Raw genomic sequence first — 16982 nt, forward strand, 5'->3', positions numbered from 1 at the left:
TGAGACTTTGTCTATTTTTTCTCATTAAAAAAACAGATAGCTGAGAAAGTAAAAAAACTCGTACATATTAGTAGAAATTGAATGGACGTGATCAAAATAAAAATTTTGGATAGTTCTCACTCCAAAAAATGCGTATAATAGAAGGAAAGCGTTTTCTAAAATGAAGGGTGTTGTTACAAATATTGAAAATCTATAAAGAAGAATTACTGCCACACATTCCTAAATTGCCGTTGCCGGATTTAGCAGATACCTTGAAAGCGCTACTGGACTGGGCGGAACCGGTGACGGATCCACAAGAATTAGCCGCCTTTAAAGCACAGACCGAATCTTTTGAAAAGTCGCAGGGACAGGTGCTGCAGGAGAGATTGAAGGCTCACCAAGCCCAAACTGCGGGCAGTTGGTTGGCAGATTTTTGGCAGGAGATGTATTTAGAAAGCCGTGGTTGTCTGCAAAGCGAATCCAACTTTGCGCTGGTGATCCAGCCGAGCTATTATGACCAGATTTCCTCTAAAGCTGAAAAAGCGGCCCGATTGATCTACTGTTTATCAGCGATTTATTTTGAGTTGGTCCAAGGACATTATCCGTTAGAAAAAAACCGGGATGATCGTCAGGTTGATATGTCCTTTTATTTAAATTTTTTCAAAAGCTGCCGAATTCCAGGGAGCCACATCGATCGTTTCTATCGCGGAGAAATGACAGCTGAAAACAGTTCGGTATTGGTGATCCATCAAGGTAATTATTATCAAGTCAAGGTCACTGATGAAGTCGGCCAACCCTATTCTTTGGAACAATTAGTGAAGACCCTCCAGACGATCCTGCAGCAAAAAGATCAAGCCACCCTAGCTGAAAAGCGTCTTGCTCATTTTACAGGCTTGCCCCGCGAGGCTTCGGCAACATTGTACCAGCAGCTGAGGGCGACAAAAACCAATCAAGCTGCATTGCGGTCAATTGAAGATGCTTTGTTTGCGGTAAATTTTTCTGCCGGTCCAGACGATACGGTGGAGGAACGGATTTTTGATCTTTTGCTGAATCCTCATGATCAATTTATCACAAAAACGCTGCAGGCTACCATTACTCAACAGGGCTGGATTGGCATTAACATCGAGCACACGGCGGTAGATGGCGTTCCAGCCATGAATCTTTTGACCAGGGTCTTCAAGCGATTTCAACAGGAGCCGCTGCAGACAGGTCGTCTTTCGAAGGTGGATTTAGCAGAACGACTGGAGTGGCAGCTGACCAAAGATGACGAGGCGGCCCTGGCGGCATGTGAAACGGTGGTGGCAGCTGAGAACAACTCCTACACCATTCAGCACAAAGTCGTAAATTGTCTAGGAAAAAAACAAATCAAGCAGTCCAAAACCAGTCCAGATGCCTTTTTTCATATTGCTTTGACCATGGCACAGTTTAGAACTTTCCACTGTCTAAAGTCAGTCTATGAACCAGTAGCGATGCGGGGTTTTTATCAAGGACGAACCGAGTGTGCCCGTGCCGTCAGCAAGGAGAAAAAACAATTTATCGAATTTTTGACGGAGTATGAATGCGCAGCGGCCACAAAAGAGCAGGTGCTGGAAGCCTTTCAGCTGGCCGCCAAGGCTCACGGAGAACGTATTCGCCAGTGCCAGCAGGGCTTGGGTGTCGAACGCCATCTTTTTGGCTTGCAAAAAATGCTGGAACCGACAGAATGTCCAGATGCCTTTTTCTCGACAGATTGCTTAAAAGCCGTCACCAGCAATTTCATTTCCACCACAGGCATTCCTTACGAACTGCTGGAATCCTTCAGCTTTGGACCCGTCGATAAAGATGGTTACGGGCTGTATTATGGTCTGTTGGAAGAAAAAATCATGTTGACTCTTTCTTCTAAAAAGGAACAGGCAGAAAAGGGCAGGGAGCTGTTGGAACAAACCGAAATGGCCTTGAAAGAGCTCTACGAACTGCTAACATAATCTATGCCAATCAACCAGCCAACCCTTGGGAGTAACGGGTTGGCTGTTCTTTGTTGTGTTAATATTTGGCGCGGCGAGCCAGACGGATATACTTCCAAAAGCGCTCAGAGTCATGGTAGAAGTATATGATCCTGCCTTCAGAAGCATCGAATTGATACCCATCTCATTATAAATAAGAGCAACCATGGACTACTCCATCTTTTCTTCGATTTCACGATTTTCCAGTTCGTAGATGAAAGGCTCGTGTTCAACCACCACATATTCTTCTAGAACGTCGATCCTTTGCATCTGTGCAGGCACTTCACCAGAATAGGTAGGCGTCAAGCACAACCCGTAGCGCTCGGATCGCAGAAAACGCCAAATCCACCACACATATGCCTCTCAGAATCGTTGAGGCAGCCTATGGCTTGTCCGCTGCTTGCTGCCGCTAGTCGTAGCGCTCATTTTGACATCTTAACCCAATAAGGCAGCGGTTAAATAGGTTGATCTGGGTGAGGAGTAAGACTGGATGTGGCTGTTTGCGGTAGATGCTGGTTGCAGGTTATATGCGAGTTTGAAGGTCCACGTAAAGGCTTCATGCGGCGAGACCCCATAGTCAAAGGCGATCTGCAAAATAGTTTGACTGTCTCAGACTTCCTTCAAGGCGATGGACATTTAGGTTATTTTTTTGAACTCTCATGTGGTATAGAAATACGAATAGTCCAGAGTGTTCCTAGACATCAGGTAACTTTTGAGGGCGAGCTGCTTCCTTGTCTCGATTACACTCAGGTGGTACTGGAGCGACTTTATAAAGAATATAACAGCAATATTTTCCATATTTTTACAGCTGAATCCCATTTCTCAAACCTAGTTTTCTAGACTTTTTTTGTGATTCATAAATGATGAACGTCATGGATTGTTTTTCTGATTGGATAAATACCGCATTTATACTATAATGATTAGAAACTATCGATAGCATTCTAATGAAACTATTAGAATGCTTTTGAAGCAAAGGGTGATTCAATGATTGATCAGGAGATTCAAGCATTAGAGGAACAAGTGACGAGGACACGCCGCGAGTTGCATCAGATTCCAGAATTAGGCCTGGAGGAATTCAAAACAGCGGCGTACATTCGAGAAAAATTAAAGGCTTTTGGAATTACAGAAATCCATGAGGTGATCGGAACGGGAACGGTGGCTGTCTTGCGCGGCGAGCGTCCAGGGAAAACCATCGCCTATCGGACGGACATCGATGCATTGCCGGTGACGGAGCAAACGGGTTATGCCTTTGCCTCGAAAACACCTGGGAAAATGCACGCCTGCGGTCACGACGGACATATGGCGACGATGCTGGGATTTATTTCTTATTTAACTAGTCATCCTGAAAAAGTGCAGGGTACGCTCGTTTTTGTTTTTCAACCTGCCGAGGAGGGACCTGGCGGAGCCAAGCTGATCTTGGAAACTGGCATTTTGCAGGAGCTGGGGGTAGAGGAGATCGTCGGGATGCATGTATTTCCTGATCTGCCCGCTGGGAAAATCGCCTGTCGGCCTGGACCGATGATGGCTCGAAATGCGGAAGTGACGATCAAGATCATTGGTGTGAGTTCGCATGGTGCGCAACCGCAGCAAGGAGAAGATGCGGTGGTCGCCGCAGCAGCTGTCGTGACGGGGTTGAATTCGATTGTTTCTCGCAATATTGGCCCGCTGGAAAATGCAGTGTTGACCTTTGGGACGATCCATGGTGGGGAAGCGATGAATATCGTGGCGCAGGAAGTTGTCTTACATGGCTCGATGCGGGCTTTTGACGATCAAGTTTATGATGAGGTTTGTCGTCGGATCGAATTACTGTCCAACGGGATCGCGGAGGGCTACAGCTGCAGGGCCGAAGTGATCTTCAACCATATGTATCGGGTGGTGGACAATGATCCGCGAATGGTACGCACGTTGGAAAAGACCGCAGCAGCCTACTACGAAGAAACACCGCCGTATTTGATTGCGGAGGATTTCTCTTTATACCAAACAGCGATGCCGGGAATGTTTTTCTTCTTGGGCATTCGTGATGAGGAAAAGGGCTATACCTATCCACTGCACAGCGGGAAAATGAAATTTGATGAAACGCATTTGTTGTTAGGCATTCAGACCTTCGTCGATTTGATCGGCGCACTAAACGAGGAGGAATAAGATGGATTATACTGTAGAAAACGGACATTTGATATGGGATGGCTGCGACACTGTTGAACTGGCAAAGGAATACGGCACTCCTTTGTATGTCTTTTCGCAAACGATGATCGAAGAGCGTTTGCAAGAGTTGCAGCGAGATTTTGTCGACAAATATGAAAATGTTCGTGTGGCTTATGCCAGTAAAGCCTTCTCCACATTGGCGATGATGAAAATTATCGAAAAACAGGGCTTTTGTTTAGAAGTTCTTTCTGATGGCGAGTTGCATACGGCGATTCAAGCCGGCTTCCCCGCGGAAAAAATCGAAATCAATGGCAATAATAAATCCCTAGCGGAGGTTGAAATGGCCATCGAACACGGTGTCGGTCGAATCATTGTCGACAGCCTGCACGAGGTTGATTTGATTTCCAGTCTGGCGCAGGAAAAAGGCAAAACGATCCAAGTGCTGTTCCGAATCACGCCAGAGGTCAATGTGGCGACACATTCCTTTATTTCCACCGGGCAAAAGGATTCAAAATTTGGTATACCGATCAATGAGGAGATTCTGTTCCCGTTGGTGAAAAAAGCGATTCAGGCAAAAGGGATCGAATTTTTAGGCTTCCACTTCCATGTCGGCAGCCAGCTTTTTGAGAATGAGGCTCATCTTGGGGCGGTGGATATCGCACTGGATTTGATGAAGGAAGTGCGGACTCGTTTTGACTATGCAGTGAGCGAGCTGAATTTTGGCGGTGGTTATGGTGTGCAATATACGGACAAAGACGTTCGGCAGCCGTATTCGTATTTTTTAGATCCAATGATGGAGCGAGTGCTGAATTTCTGTGAACGAGAAGGCTTTACTCAACCCGCGGTAGTAATCGAACCCGGCCGCAGCATCGTGGCGGAGGCGGGGATTTCGCTGCATACCATCGGAGCGATCAAAGAACTACCTGAAATCCGCAAATATGTCAGTATCGATGGTGGAATGACCGATAATATTCGCCCCGGCCTTTACGATGCGGAATACACTGGAATTCTAGCCAACAAGGCTGATCAAGCACCAATTGAAACTGTGACAGTGTCCGGAAAAGCTTGTGAAAGCACGGATATCTTAGTCAAAGACCTGAAATTGCCTGCGGTTGAATCAGGCGACATTTTTGCCACTTTTTCGACAGGCGCATACGGTTATTCGATGGCCAGCAATTACAACAAATTAGCGATTCCTGCAGTAGTACTTGTCAAGGAGGGGCAATCTAACTTGATCGTGAAACGTCAGAGCTTGGAGCAGATGATCGAGAACGAAGTACTGCCAGACTATTTGAAATGAGGTGAAAGCATGGAAATACCCTTTAGTAAAATGCAAGGAGCCGGCAACGATTTTATCGTGGTCGACAATATCGGGCTGGGCTTCTCCAGTAAACAACTCAGTAGGTTGGCCGCACAAACCTGTACACGCCGGGTATCTGTGGGAGCGGACACCCTGATCGCTATCGAGGCGGCGAAGCAAAACGGGGATTTTTATGCTCGTTATTACAACTCAGACGGTTCGGAGGCTGAAATGTGCGGCAACGGTGCCCGTTGTGTGGCTCGCTTTGCCTATGAAACCGGATTAGCCAAGGAGACCATGGTGATCGAATCAATGGCCGGCGATGTTCCGGCGAAGCGATTAGGGAAACGATTGTATCAAGTTCAGCTGAACTCACCGACGGTTTACACGGAAAGCTTGGTCTTGAAAATTTCCGGGCGAGACCTGATGGTGGATTATGTGGAATTGGGCGATCCGGGAATTCCGCATTTGGTGGTTCACTATCCTGATCTGGCCATGACCGAGCTGGAAACGATCCAGACTATGGCTCGAGAGCTTCGTCACCATCCGACCTTTAAAAAAGGTGCCAATGTCAACTTCTATGACCTATTGCGAGATGGGACCGTGGTGGAACGGACCTACGAACGCGGGGTAGAGGACTTTACGTTAGCTTGCGGAACCGGCACAGGTTCGACAGCTTATGTACTGAATAAAAAAGGACTGACACCCACCAATCCAGTCATGGTAGAAGTTTTAGGCGGTACCCTGCAGGTCAACGTGGAGGGGGAGGACCTCTTTTTGATCGGGGACACCAATCAAGTAATCCAAGGTCTGATCCTTGATGAAAATTTAGAGTTCGTTTAGTCAAAAGGCGGTATTTGAAAAAATACTGCCTTTTTTTGCGAGAACGATTGTATGGAAGGAAACAACCATAGTATACTGTTAAAAGTAAACGATACCGAAAAAGAGAGAAGGGTTTTTTTGGCAAATCAAGAGTGGAAGCTGATTATTTTCGACATGGATGGCCTACTGGTCGATACTGAACGGGTCTATCGGGACGGTTGGCTGTATGCGATCAAGAAGCATGAGGTAGTAATTCCCGATGAAGTCGTCAATAATTGGGGTGGAAAAGGTACAAAGATCATCAATCAAGAAATGATCGAATACACAGGAAGTTTAGAAAAGACCAATGAAGTTCGAGCGACCCGTGAAGCTTACTTCTTTGAGAAATTATATGATCAGCAGGTAGAGCTGAAGCCGTATGCCAAAGAAGTTCTGTCTTTTGCCAGCGAGCATTATTTAGTAGGCTTGGCTAGCTCCTCTTACGAAGGACGGGCCGGTAAAATACTGGAAGCGCTGGATTTGCGAAAATACATCCAGTTCCCGGTTTTTGGCGACAATGTTGCCAACTTAAAACCTTGTCCAGATGTGTATTTGGAGGTTTTAAAACGTGCAGAGATCGCCGCAGAACAGGCCTTGGCAGTGGAAGATTCTATCACCGGTGCCACTGCAGCCAAAGGGGCTGGACTCAAAACGGTCATGGTACCTGATTCCAGTTTTGCTGCTTCATTCGAAAAAATTCCCGAAAATGTGATCAAACAAGGACCAGACCTGCGGGTGCTGTTTGGTGTGCTGGGTCGTTCTTGATTCGGTTTGCTCCAGCTGAATAAGTTAAAGTGGAACCTGTTAAAAGAGAGTTTTGCCTTTTTTAACAGGTTTTTGCGTATCTTCAGAATAGAACGACTTTGATAGGGAACGATGCACCATGCTATACTGAAGGCATCAGCTTCTTATCGAAAGAAAGTGAGGAGCACGATGCAAAAACATAGGACTATGAATGATTTGTTGTCGAAGAAGATGCTAACGGCAAAGGGGTCGGAACATATTCTCAAAGCCTTTGTAAAGGACTGCTGCGGGATGGATTTTCAATCAGTCACCCTTTTGGAACCTTATGATATCAAGAGCTACAATAAGGCTTACAAATACCGGACATCGCTGGATACGGAGATCGAGATCCTGGGCGTGACGCAAGAAGGAGAACAGGTCATGGTTAAGCTGAAGATCCCGCAGGAATTTTACAGTTAGCTGACTAAGCACTTCAGATAGGAGAATGGACGAATGATACGGGTATTTTTAGTGGAAGACGATCAAAGCATTGCTAAAAACCTGATGCTTCTGCTGCAGGCGGAAGGGTTTGAGCTGCTTCATGCGTCTTCTCGAGAGGAGGCTCTAGCTTTGCTGGAATCAGTAACGTTTGATTTGGCTTTGGTCGATATTTCTTTGCCGGACGGGAATGGCTTCACTGTCTATACGGAGATCAAAGCTAAACAAGCCGTTCCGGTCATTTTTTTAACCGCATCCGGCGATGAAGCCAGTGTGGTGACTGGCTTGACGCTTGGGGCGGAGGATTATGTGACCAAACCTTTTCGCCCGCGAGAATTGGTGGCCCGAATCAAAAATGCCTTGCGAACAAGCAGCCCTCAGCAAGCTGTCTTTCAGCTTCAGGAGCTGCAGGTCGATACCAACAGCGGAGTGGTAAAGAAGCATGGACAGGAGCTGTTTCTCTCGGCACTGGAATACCGGCTGCTGCTGGTCTTTGTCAACAATCCCAAAAGCATTATTCCCAGAGCAAGACTGCTGGAAGAATTGTGGGATGCGGCAGGCGAATTTGTGAATGACAATACCTTAACGGTTTATATCAAACGACTGAGGGAGAAGATCGAAGAGGACCCGAGCCGACCTCAGCTTATTTTGACGGTTCGAGGTACGGGGTATCGCTTAGGAGGAAATACACATGTTTCGAAATAAGGAGCTTCGACGATTTGCAGGAGGGTATGTCTTGCTTGCCATCATTTTGAGCGCCCTCGGTTTTCGACTAGGTACAGCGGCAGGAATTCTGGTTATGAGTTCTGCCGCTGTTTTTGCTGTGCTGTTCTATTGGTTTACTCGCAGAAGATACCAGCATATCAACCGGCTTTCCGCCAAAATAGATCTGGTGCTGCATGATGCCGATCGATTGATGATCCAAGAAAGCGACGAAGGGGAGCTGGCGATCCTTCAAAGCGAGATTACGAAAATGACCAGGCGAATCCGCGAACAAAATGAAGCCTTGAAACGGGAAAAAGAACGGTTGGCAGAAGCGATGGCAGATATCGCTCACCAGTTGCGCACTCCTTTGACTTCGGCCAATCTAACACTGTCTCTGATTTCCAGCACAGCAGAGGCGCAGCAACGTCAGCTGTTTGTAAGGGAAACTGAGGAATTATTGAATCGAATGGATTGGCTTCTGACGGCTTTACTAAATCTGTCGCGTTTGGATGCAGGTGTCGTCCAGTTTAAAAAGGAGGAAATCGAGGTAAAAGTGCTGGTTCAAGCGGCGTTGCGTCCATTGCTGATTCCTCTGGAGCTGCGCGATGTGACCGTAAAGCAAACCATTGCCGAATCCGTACAGGTACAAGGAGACAGGGGCTGGCTGACAGAAGCCTTGCAAAATGTTCTCAAGAATTGCTTGGAAAATGCGGAGGAGAAGGGCACAATCGAAATTGTTTGCCGCGACACACCATTGTTTGTTGAAATCAGCATCCACGATGACGGACCAGGTTTTGACGCTTCCGACCTGCCTCATTTGTTTGAGCGTTTTTATCGGGGAAAACCCTCTGAAACGGCTGGGTACGGCATCGGTTTGTCCTTGAGCAAGAGCATCATCAAGCAACAGAATGGGACGATTAGAGCGAGAAATCATCCCAAAGGTGGGGCTGTGTTTCTCCTGCAGTTTCCAAAGTGACGAATCTCTCACCGGAAAGTCACGGTGCTGAAAGGGAAAAGCTCTATTATGAAAGTAGGCAAAGAAAGGAGTCTTACCAAATGGAGCTATTGCGAATCGAAAACCTCAGCAAATTTTATGGCACTGGCGAACAGCAAGTCGCCGCGATAAATGATGTCTCACTGACGATCGAGAAGGGGGAATTTACAGCGATCATCGGCTCTTCCGGTTCAGGAAAATCGACCCTGTTGCATATGATCGGCGGGGTGGACGTGCCCAGCAGCGGCAAAATCTACCTGGATGGGCAAGATGTCTATGCCCAAAGCAATGAAAAGCTGGCGATTTTTCGCCGCCGTCAAGTCGGGCTGATCTATCAATTCCACAATCTGATCCCTACACTGAATGTCGTGGAAAACATCACTTTGCCCATTCTGATGGACAAACGTGAAGTCAATCAGCAGCGACTAAACGAACTGTTGGAGCTGCTAGGCTTGGAAGAACGGAAAACGCATTTGCCTAACCAATTATCCGGTGGACAGCAGCAGCGGGTCTCTGTCGGCCGGGCGCTGATGAATGCGCCGGCAGTCATGCTGGCCGATGAACCCACTGGAAGTCTGGACAGCCGCAACGGACACGAAATTGTCAATCTCCTAAAGCTCAGCAACCGGAAGTACCATCAAACCTTGATTCTGGTCACTCACGATGAAAATATTGCCCTGCAGGCCGATCGGATCATTGGTATTTCGGATGGTCAAGTGGTTCGCGATGAGAGGATGACGCAGTCATGAACGTCTTCAATAAAGTCACCTTGCAAAATATGAAAAAAAGCCGTACACGAACACTGGTCACTATCATCGGTGTGATCCTCTCAACGGCGATGATCACAGGTGTAGCAACCTTTGCGCTTTCCTTGCAGTCCTACATGGTTAAAGAATCTATGGTCCGGTATGGTAATTGGCATTTGGAAGTTTTTGATGTGGATGCGGCCTTTGCAGAAAAGCTGGCAAAAGATCCGGAAGTCGCGGCTGTTGTCCCCTTTGAGAACGTTGGCTATGCCACGCTTGAGGGCGGGAAAAATCCTGACAAGCCGTATCTTTTTATGGCTGGTTTTGACACGAAAGCCTTTGACACCTTTCCGATCAAAATTACAGCAGGACGTTTGCCAAAAAACAGCAGCGAAGTGTTGGTTCCGTCTCATGTAGCCGCAAACGGAGGAGTCACTTATGCTGTGGGAGACACACTCTTTCTTGATTTAGGTACGCGGCAAATGGGAGATCACTCTTTGGGACAGGACCAGCCTTATGCCGCTGAAGAAGCACTGCAGCCAGACCAAAGAAAAATCTACACGGTTGTCGGCACCTTTGTTCGGCCGATATTTGAAAAGCGCGCTGCACCAGGCTATACACTGATAACCAGGAAGGAAAGTGTAGATAAGAGCGGCAGCTGCAGTCTCTTTGTGACGCTTAAGCACCCGCGGAAAGCCAAGTCGTTTGCCAAAGCGTTGGTTGGGAAACCGGGCTATATGCTGAATGACAATCTTCTGCGCTTCATGGGGGCATCTGATGACACAGTTTTCAATGTTTTCTTGTATTCAGTAGGCAGCATCCTAGTGCTGTTGATCATGATTGGTTCGATTTTCTTAATCTACAACTCCTTTGTCATTTCGCTGAATGAACGTACCCGACAATTTGGGATTCTTGCTTCTGTCGGCGCGACACCTAAACAATTGCGTTATTCGGTTTTGTTTGAAGGAGTGTGTATCGGGGCAATTGGGATTCCGATCGGTGTCTTAGCGGGTCTGACAAGTATTCGGCTGGTGATCCAACTGGTTGCGCAGAATTTTACTACGATCACCTCTTCAGAAGTTCCGTTGACGATGACCATATCCCTGCCGATCCTGGCTGCAGCAGTGGGAGTCAGCTTGATCACGATCTTGATCTCCGCCTATCTGCCAGCCAGAAAAGCAGCGAAAACGCCTATTATGGTCAATATTCGTCAGACTAATGAAATCAAGATTGAATCCAAGCAGGTCAAAACTGCTCCTCTAGCGGCGCAAATATATGGCTTTGAGGGGATGCTGGCTTTGAAAAATTTCAAGCGCAACAAAAAACGCTACCGCAGTATCGTGTTTTCTTTAGCACTCAGTGTTGTGCTGTTTGTGTCAGCTCGTACCTTTGGCGCGCATCTCAAGCAAGCAGCGGAGCGTTCTGCAGTGGATACCGATTACGATATCGTGTTTACCACCTCAGATATGGAGGAGCAACTGTTGTTTCAGCTGTATGACAGGTTTAAAACGGTCGAAGGAGTGACCAACAGTTCGTATCAAACGATTGCCGCCTATTCGACGAATGTTGACGCAGAAACGCTTTCAGCGGACTACCGAAAAACAGCAGGAATCAAAGCTTCCAGTGCCCCGATCCAGCTGCCGGTAGAAATTCAGTTTATTGAAGACCGCGAGTACCAGCGCTTTATTGAAAGCTTGAATTTACCGCTAAAAAAATACACTGGTCCAAATGCTAAAATGGTCGCCGCAGCTAAATCCAAGGATCAGAAACATCCCCAAGGAAAACGCGTCGATCTGTTCACTCAATCTACGCAACGTTTTTCAATCGTTCCTCAGCGGGAAGGGACAGCAGTCGGCCCAGAACAAACCATCGACGTGACCTTCATTGACAAAATACCGATCGACACCTTGCCCAGTCAGTCCGGAGCAGCGGTCAATCCCTTTGTTTTTATTGTCGTGGCACCTTTCCAGTGGAAGGAACAGCTGGTGCCTTCAGGAACGCAGCTCAATCAAGGACTGACTTTTTCCTCTAAGAATCCAGCGCAATCCGTCAAGGCAATGGAACAGATTCTCAAAGAAGCATCAGTCAATACGACCTATACCTTCTACAACGTCAATGAATTATTCGAGCAAAATCGCAATATTCTGTTTGTAGTTGATGTCTTCACATATGTCTTTGTCGTCATGATTTCATTGATCGCGATCGCCAATGTTTTCAATACGATCTCCACCAATATCCGACTGCGCCGAAGAGAGCTGGCGATGCTGCGTTCTGTCGGCATGACCGATCGTGATTTTAACAAAATGATGGTTTTCGAGTGTTCCTTTTACGGAGTGCGCGCGCTGCTGATTGGAGTGCCTGCGTCCAGTATCATTTCCTGGTTGATTTACAAAGGCATCTTCATTGACGGCTCAAATATTGTGTTCATTTTCCCATGGGTTAGCCTGAGCATCAGTATAGTGAGTGTTTTTTTGATTGTTCTGATTACCATGCTGTACGCAGTCAGCAAAATCAACAAAGAAAATATTATTGATGCATTGCGGGATGACATGATCTAGTGTGACAAGAAACCTCGAAAAACTTGGTTTTCCGAGGTTTTTTGTCAACTAAGCGAAAAAATATTCATTTTCTTCCGTTTTCGTTATAGTAGGGGTAAGAGAATAAAAAGGAGAGGATCCCATTGGCAAACGAATGGACGGAACAAGAGGCCAATCAACTGCTGAAACATCATCAAGCATTCTTCGCCAGTCACCAGACAAAAGACGCCGATTTCCGTGTCGCACAATTAAAGAAACTTAGACAAAGTATCATGGATCATGAAGCTGCCTTGATGACCGCCTTGCAGCAGGACTTAGGCAAGCATCCGATGGAATCCTACGCCACCGAGATCGGCTTTGTATTGAAAAGTCTCAGAAGCATGATCAAAAAAGTTCCTCGCTGGACCAAGGACCAGCGGGTGACAACGCCCTTTTTTCTGTGGCCCTCTACCAGCCGCATTCATTATGAACCGTATGGAACTGCACTGATTATTGGGCCTTTTAATTATCCGTTTCAGCTGTTGATCGAGCCGCTTGTCGGTGCAATCGCTGCTGGAAATTGTGCAGTGATCAAGCCTTCCGAGCTGACTCCGAACTTTTCCAAGATCATCAGTCAGATGATCACTAAGACCTTTGATCCAAAATACGTCTCGGTAGTCGAAGGCGGAGTCGATACCAATAACGCACTGCTCAGCTGTCCATTTGATTACATCTTTTTCACCGGCAGCGAAAAAGTTGGCAAGATCGTCATGCAGGCGGCTGCCAAAAATCTGACCCCGGTCACTTTGGAATTAGGCGGGAAGAGTCCTGCGATCATCACCAAAGAGGCTGATCTGCATTTGGCTGCTAAACGAATCCTCTGGGGAAAGACCCTCAATGCTGGGCAAACTTGCGTGGCTCCCGATTATGTCGTGGTCCATCATCAGGTCAAGGACGCCTTTGTCCATGAAGCCAAAAAGGTGCTCGAAGAATTTTACAGCACCCGACCTGAAAAAAGCGACAGCTACGCCCGGATCATCAACGAGAAACACTTCATCCGCCTCGTTGATCTTTTAGAGAAGACCCATGATGAATGGCTGTTCGGCGGACTGGTCAATCCAGATGATTGGTATATTGAACCGACATTGGTGGAAGCCTCTTGGCAATCAGGAGCGATGGAGGAAGAAATTTTCGGTCCGATCCTGCCTGTGATTTCTTACATGAACCTCGATGCAGCGATTCAGCAGATCAATCAATTGCCCAAACCTTTAGCCATGTATATCTTTTCCCAAGATAAAAAAGAACAGCAAAAGATCATCCATGAGACCAGCTCCGGCGGTGTGGCGATCAACAACACGATTATGCATCTGGTTTCAGACAAGTTGCCCTTTGGCGGTGTAGGCAAAGCGGGTATTGGTTCCTACCACGGAAAATACAGCTTCGAGACCTTTTCCAACGCCCGCAGTATCCTCTCCTCGAAGAAGATGGATACTCCGTTCATTTTTCCGCCTTATACGGAAAAGAAGCTGGGATGGATTCGGAGGTTGTTGAAGTAGCTAAATTCTTTCCTATTTTACATCAATAAAGATCGAAGCACAGAAAGCAGTCGTCAAATGTATGGAATGTCGGCATTGAGTATGTTTTTGCCTAACAGGGATTTGCAGCGATCACGACCTCCAGTACCTGAATCCCTACGCTCTAGGTTATCCGGATGGTGAGGATATTCCTTTTGAAGGGCTGCTGGAGGAGGTCAAAAAACTCCACGGGTCAATATACCGCTGTCAATGGATTTTGAAAGCGGCTGCAGTGAATCAAAAGAAGTTGTGAAGGAAAATGCCTTGGAGCAGATGCTGACTGTGTTTTTGCTCCCGGCCACTGGTTGAAAACAGGTAGTCACGAATCTGATACAAGAAAATTCCATGATGATCAGCATCATTTCAAACAGTGTTTTCAACGATTCTGCCAAATTAGCAGCGATCGGTGTGCACAAAGTGAGTATTGGCTCAGTCCCAGTCCGATATGTCTATCACCAAACGATTCAGCTGGCGGAGCAATCAGCAAGTCATAAGATTCAGCCGTTGATCGAAAATCCGTTTGCTTATACTTAAAGCAAATGAGTATTTTGAGAAATAGCATTATTTGCGAAGCTCGTATCATCGATTATTTTACCTAAGAGAAAATAGAAAAATCTTCCTCCTTGCCCTCATCAACACCTTGCACTATACTCACTGATAGTAAAGCACTGAGAAAGAAGGAAGACACGTGAAATCGATTTTACTGATCGGACAATCCAATATGGCTGGAAGAGGTTTTGTGAGAGAGGTTCCGCCGATTTACCATGAACGAATCCAGATGCTGCGCAACGGCCGTTGGCAAATGATGGCTGAGCCGATTCATTTTGACCGGGAGGTGGCTGGAATTGGGCCAGCGGCGTCCTTTGCTTGGGAATGGGTCGAGAATCATCCAGAAGAAACGCTTGGTTTGATCCCTTGTGCAGAAGGCGGCAGCAGCATCGACGAATGGGCACCAGAAGGAATTTTGACCCAGCACGCCCTTTCCGAAGCGCGCTTTGCGTTGGAAAACAGTGAATTGATCGGCATTTTGTGGCACCAAGGCGAAAATGACAGCTTGGATCAGCGCTATAAGGTCTACGAAGAAAAAGTTCGCGCTTTGTTTGCTTATTTGAGACAGGAATTGGGCCAGCCGGATCTACCGATTTTGATCGGTGGTCTAGGCGACTTTTTAGGCAAAAGCGGCTTCGGAGCCAGTGCAGTGGAGTACCAAGAGATCAATCAGAAAATACAGCAGGTAGCTGAAAAGGACGAGAATACTTGTTTTGTGACGGCGAAAGGCTTATCCGCCAATCCTGATGGCATCCACATGAATGCCAAATCACAGCGGAAATTCGGATTGCGCTATTACGCGGCTTTTTCGAAAAAACGTTCCGTGAACCAGCCAGTGGCAGGAGAAGAGGAGTGGATTGAGAAGCAGCAGGACACACCGATTTCTCCAGCGATTGACATGTACCTGTTGAGCAAAGAGCTGGTGCTGGGGGAGATCGATTTTGATCAGTTTATGCAGAGGATGAATGAGAAGTCTTCTAAATAAACCTGAAAAACCCCATTAAAAAACCGCTAAACCCACAAAGTCTAACGGCTCACCAAAAACATCTACACATTCATCTTTCGCCCAGCCATCCATTTGATCATTTGTGGATCAGCATGGGAGAAGAATTGACTTTCGCCGATATTTAGTTCGGCGATTTTTTGTTTGTCTTCATCGGTCAAAGCGAAATCAAACACATCAATGTTTTGAGCCATCCGGTCAGGATTGACTGATTTTGTCAACACAACTACTTCTTGCTCGACTAACCAGCGCACGATGACTTGAGCGACCGATTTTTTATATTGGTTGCCAATTTCAGTCAGCACCTTATTTTGGAAGATGTCGTTTTTACCTTCTGCAAAGGGAGCCCACGCTTCGACGGCGATGCCTTCTTCCCTCAATGCAGCGATAGCATCTGTTTGTTGCTGGAAGGGGTTAATCTCGATTTGGTTGACTTGGGGTGTGACTTTGTTGAATTCGGCCAGATCCACCGCACGATCGACAGCGAAATTGGAAATACCAATGGCCCGAACCTTGCCTTCTTCCTGCAATTCTTCCAGTGCATGCCATGCCCCATAGACATCATTGTATGGTTGGTGCAATAATAACAGATCCAAATAATCCAAACCCAGACGATCCAATGACCGTTGCACAGAGGATTTAGCTTTTTCATAAGAAACGTTTTCCACCCAAACTTTCGTGGTAATAAACAGTTCTCTGCGAGGCACACCAGATTTGGCAATGCCTTTTCCGACAGCTTCTTCATTCATATACGATTGCGCAGTATCGATGTGACGATAGCCAGCTTGGATAGCATCCAAAACCGCTTGTTCAGCTTGTGCAGGGTCAGTGATTTGATATGTTCCAAAACCTAAAATAGGAATAGTGATGCCGTTGTTTAATTTGATTGATTGCATAGATTGGTTCCTCCAATAAAAAAATTTTTTTAAGACTATTTTTTAAGACTAGTCGATATTTAGCTGGATTCATTTGGCAGACTTGTTGAAATGTTTCATTTTCCACAGCTTTTCGATCTTGTCCTCGGTCATTTCACCATTGTTGAACTTGGCGATATGCTCATCGTAAGTTTCGATCTTGTATTCCAGCAAATCACGAGTCTTGGTCATCTCTGCCAACTTTTCATCGAGCTCCGCCAGCTGGTGGCGCAAAATGTCTTTTTGAGCCAGTCGTTCATCCCCATGGATTTGGGACAATGCTGCAAAGTCCACTAGCGACTCGATTGAGACCCCCGCATTTCGCAGGTTCTTGACTAAAAACACCCAGTTCAGGTCCTTTTTCATAAATACCCGATACCCGCGTTCATCTCGAGTCACCGGGGGTATTACCCCGATTCGTTCGTAATATCGAATGGTATCCACAGTAAGACCAAACATCTCGGCCACTTCTTTAATGTTCATCTTTCGCATCTCC

General features: G+C 46.6%; 16 protein-coding genes. 13 read left to right on the plus strand and 3 right to left on the minus strand.

Annotated elements, in window-relative coordinates:
* The first annotated feature begins 182 nt into the window (after positions 1-182).
* Positions 183-1943 carry a choline/carnitine O-acyltransferase gene (locus NRIC_RS04590; protein ID WP_175580001.1) on the plus strand — a complete coding sequence of 587 codons (1761 nt, stop codon included), beginning with the start codon at positions 183-185 and terminating at the stop codon, positions 1941-1943.
* 189 nt (positions 1944-2132) lie between these two features.
* On the opposite strand, the gene NRIC_RS04595 is transcribed toward NRIC_RS04590, so the two are convergent.
* Entirely contained in the window at positions 2133-2315 is a 183-nt protein-coding gene (locus NRIC_RS04595; protein WP_146621535.1) for a hypothetical protein, read from the minus strand.
* 630 nt (positions 2316-2945) lie between these two features.
* On the opposite strand from NRIC_RS04595, the gene NRIC_RS04600 reads away from it, so the two are divergent.
* From NRIC_RS04600 to NRIC_RS04655, 12 genes are all read left to right on the plus strand, one after another.
* The gene (locus NRIC_RS04600) at positions 2946-4103 is read left to right on the plus strand and encodes a M20 metallopeptidase family protein (protein ID WP_146621536.1); all 1158 of its coding nucleotides are present in this window, start codon (positions 2946-2948) and stop codon (positions 4101-4103) included.
* Between the two features lies 1 nt (position 4104).
* Complete coding sequence (lysA, locus tag NRIC_RS04605; protein WP_146621537.1) at positions 4105-5403, plus strand: diaminopimelate decarboxylase; 1299 nt, start codon at positions 4105-4107, stop codon at positions 5401-5403.
* 9 nt (positions 5404-5412) lie between these two features.
* On the plus strand, positions 5413-6246 hold the full coding sequence (gene dapF / locus NRIC_RS04610) for a diaminopimelate epimerase (protein ID WP_146621538.1): 834 nt from the start codon (positions 5413-5415) through the stop codon (positions 6244-6246).
* A 117-nt stretch (positions 6247-6363) separates the two neighbouring features.
* Complete coding sequence (locus NRIC_RS04615; protein WP_175580002.1) at positions 6364-7029, plus strand: HAD family hydrolase; 666 nt, start codon at positions 6364-6366, stop codon at positions 7027-7029.
* A 168-nt stretch (positions 7030-7197) separates the two neighbouring features.
* Positions 7198-7467, plus strand: a complete 270-nt coding sequence (locus NRIC_RS04620) for a hypothetical protein (RefSeq protein ID WP_146621540.1) — start codon at positions 7198-7200, stop codon at positions 7465-7467.
* Between the two features lie 33 nt (positions 7468-7500).
* A complete protein-coding gene (locus NRIC_RS04625) occupies positions 7501-8190 on the plus strand; it encodes a response regulator transcription factor (RefSeq protein WP_146621541.1) in 690 nt (229 codons plus the stop codon).
* On the plus strand, positions 8177-9166 hold the full coding sequence (locus NRIC_RS04630) for a sensor histidine kinase (RefSeq protein WP_146621542.1): 990 nt from the start codon (positions 8177-8179) through the stop codon (positions 9164-9166). The genes NRIC_RS04625 and NRIC_RS04630 overlap by 14 nt, the downstream gene beginning before the upstream one ends.
* A gap of 80 nt (positions 9167-9246) precedes the next feature.
* Positions 9247-9933: an ABC transporter ATP-binding protein gene (locus NRIC_RS04635; protein ID WP_146621543.1), complete on the plus strand. Its 687-nt coding sequence runs from the start codon at positions 9247-9249 to the stop codon at positions 9931-9933.
* Positions 9930-12488: an ABC transporter permease gene (locus NRIC_RS04640; RefSeq protein WP_146621544.1), complete on the plus strand. Its 2559-nt coding sequence runs from the start codon at positions 9930-9932 to the stop codon at positions 12486-12488. The genes NRIC_RS04635 and NRIC_RS04640 overlap by 4 nt, the downstream gene beginning before the upstream one ends.
* Positions 12489-12610: 122 nt before the next feature.
* Positions 12611-14002: an aldehyde dehydrogenase gene (locus tag NRIC_RS04645; protein WP_146621545.1), complete on the plus strand. Its 1392-nt coding sequence runs from the start codon at positions 12611-12613 to the stop codon at positions 14000-14002.
* 363 nt (positions 14003-14365) lie between these two features.
* Complete coding sequence (locus NRIC_RS04650) at positions 14366-14554, plus strand: hypothetical protein (RefSeq protein ID WP_146621546.1); 189 nt, start codon at positions 14366-14368, stop codon at positions 14552-14554.
* Between the two features lie 154 nt (positions 14555-14708).
* On the plus strand, positions 14709-15554 hold the full coding sequence (locus NRIC_RS04655; RefSeq protein WP_146621547.1) for a sialate O-acetylesterase: 846 nt from the start codon (positions 14709-14711) through the stop codon (positions 15552-15554).
* 62 nt (positions 15555-15616) lie between these two features.
* On the opposite strand, the gene NRIC_RS04660 is transcribed toward NRIC_RS04655, so the two are convergent.
* A complete protein-coding gene (locus tag NRIC_RS04660; RefSeq protein ID WP_146621548.1) occupies positions 15617-16468 on the minus strand; it encodes an aldo/keto reductase in 852 nt (283 codons plus the stop codon).
* A 69-nt stretch (positions 16469-16537) separates the two neighbouring features.
* Positions 16538-16969, minus strand: a complete 432-nt coding sequence (locus NRIC_RS04665; RefSeq protein ID WP_146621549.1) for a MerR family transcriptional regulator — start codon at positions 16967-16969, stop codon at positions 16538-16540.
* Positions 16970-16982: the final 13 nt, after the last annotated feature.

The sequence above is a fragment of the Enterococcus florum genome (assembly GCF_004309355.1).
GTDB lineage: Bacteria > Bacillota > Bacilli > Lactobacillales > Enterococcaceae > Enterococcus_A > Enterococcus_A florum.

Coding starts and splice junctions, on each gene's coding strand:
- NRIC_RS04660 (WP_146621548.1), bottom strand. CDS start 16,468: ATGCAATCAATCAAATTAAACAACGGCATCACTATTCCTATTTTAGGT.
- NRIC_RS04630 (WP_146621542.1), top strand. CDS start 8,177: ATGTTTCGAAATAAGGAGCTTCGACGATTTGCAGGAGGGTATGTCTTG.
- NRIC_RS04620 (WP_146621540.1), top strand. CDS start 7,198: ATGCAAAAACATAGGACTATGAATGATTTGTTGTCGAAGAAGATGCTA.
- NRIC_RS04600 (WP_146621536.1), top strand. CDS start 2,946: ATGATTGATCAGGAGATTCAAGCATTAGAGGAACAAGTGACGAGGACA.
- NRIC_RS04665 (WP_146621549.1), bottom strand. CDS start 16,969: ATGAACATTAAAGAAGTGGCCGAGATGTTTGGTCTTACTGTGGATACC.
- NRIC_RS04640 (WP_146621544.1), top strand. CDS start 9,930: ATGAACGTCTTCAATAAAGTCACCTTGCAAAATATGAAAAAAAGCCGT.
- lysA (WP_146621537.1), top strand. CDS start 4,105: ATGGATTATACTGTAGAAAACGGACATTTGATATGGGATGGCTGCGAC.
- NRIC_RS04635 (WP_146621543.1), top strand. CDS start 9,247: ATGGAGCTATTGCGAATCGAAAACCTCAGCAAATTTTATGGCACTGGC.
- dapF (WP_146621538.1), top strand. CDS start 5,413: ATGGAAATACCCTTTAGTAAAATGCAAGGAGCCGGCAACGATTTTATC.
- NRIC_RS04625 (WP_146621541.1), top strand. CDS start 7,501: ATGATACGGGTATTTTTAGTGGAAGACGATCAAAGCATTGCTAAAAAC.
- NRIC_RS04650 (WP_146621546.1), top strand. CDS start 14,366: ATGATGATCAGCATCATTTCAAACAGTGTTTTCAACGATTCTGCCAAA.